This is a genomic window from Microvirga arvi (genome assembly GCF_016892765.1).
GTDB lineage: Bacteria > Pseudomonadota > Alphaproteobacteria > Rhizobiales > Beijerinckiaceae > Microvirga > Microvirga arvi.
In genome coordinates this window covers 1-1,216 of sequence record NZ_JAFEMD010000183.1, presented here as the reverse complement: position 1 = coordinate 1,216, position 1,216 = coordinate 1, and the positions used below count along the sequence as shown (strand labels likewise).

The window sequence follows — 1,216 nt, the reverse complement described above, 5'->3', positions numbered from 1 at the left end:
GCCGTCTTACCACCGCTGCCCGTCGAGTAAGCGATCTCGAGTTTCGCGTGGGAGGGCATCGCCTGCCCATAGGTCTGCATTCCGGCAAGCGGTGTGTTTGGCACTTGCTCATAGGCGCGCGAGACCAGGTAGAGCAGGGAGCGGCTGTAGGACGGCAGCAGGGGAACGTTGGCCGACACCGTGTCATCCTGCTCCAGCTGGTCGGTCAGGTTGTACAGGTAGATCCGGTCCTGCAGCTTCATCGCACCCTTGCCGGTCAGATACGGCTCATAATGCTCTTTGAAGAACGCGACTGTGCAGGCGGGTGCCATCAGGTGGATCGTTCCGAGCTCGAGCTTATTCAGGTTGAACCGTCCAAGGGAGGAGAGCAGATAGCCGAGCACGTTGGCGCCGGCGCTGTGTCCAACGAGATGAAGCGTGGGGCGCCGAGGGGCTTTGTCGAGGCCGGACAGCAGCGGCAGCAGCCCCTTGAACCCGCCGTCGTACTCGGATCCCCGGCTGAAGGACATGAGCGCATCTTGCTTCATGTTCCGCCACGTATAGGAGCCGGTCTGCTTTCCGATCCCCGCCTCGAAGAACCAGTCGGACAAAGCGCCGCCGATGCGGCCGACGGCCGGCGACCGGGACAGCTGCCCGAACACCTCGTCGATGAACCCCGAGTCCCACATCAGATGAAAATTGTAGAGGCGATTGCGGCCAAAGATGTTGTTCCGCTTCCAGGTCGCAATGCGCTGGGCCTCGGCCCCAAGCGGGTTCAGGCCGCCATGCGCATAGATGATGAGGTGTTCGTAGCCGAGATTGTCGTTCGCGTCGGCTTTGGTCAGGCGCTCAACAGTCTCCTGCATCTCGGTCCCTGTGGGCGAACCATACTTGCCTGATGTGACGAGGAGGCCATCATCGATGTTGATGAAGTGGCCGATGATGTCACCTCGTGTCGGATCGCTGTAGCCGAAGAGACCCGTTGTGCTCGTGGGCGTGGCGCCTGGAGTGGCCCCGAAGGCGGCCGGCGCGCGGACACCGAGCTGCAGCACCCACGCGTCCATGATCGTGTTCGCCCAGTCGGCATAGGTCCACTTCGCAACGCCGTTCACCCCCAGCTCGGACCCCAGGAATTCAGGACCCAGAAGCCCGTGTCGTCGTATCCCACGATGGCGAAGGCGTGGCCTCCGACGGGATCGCCGCCGGGCGCAATGAGATCGTTCTTCGGATTCTCCCA

General features: G+C 62.5%; 1 pseudogene. It reads right to left on the bottom strand.

Annotated elements, in window-relative coordinates:
• Positions 1 to 1,091 (bottom strand): annotated as a pseudogene (locus tag ILT44_RS30425) (C1 family peptidase); the annotation flags it as partial.
• Positions 1,092 to 1,216: the final 125 nt, after the last annotated feature.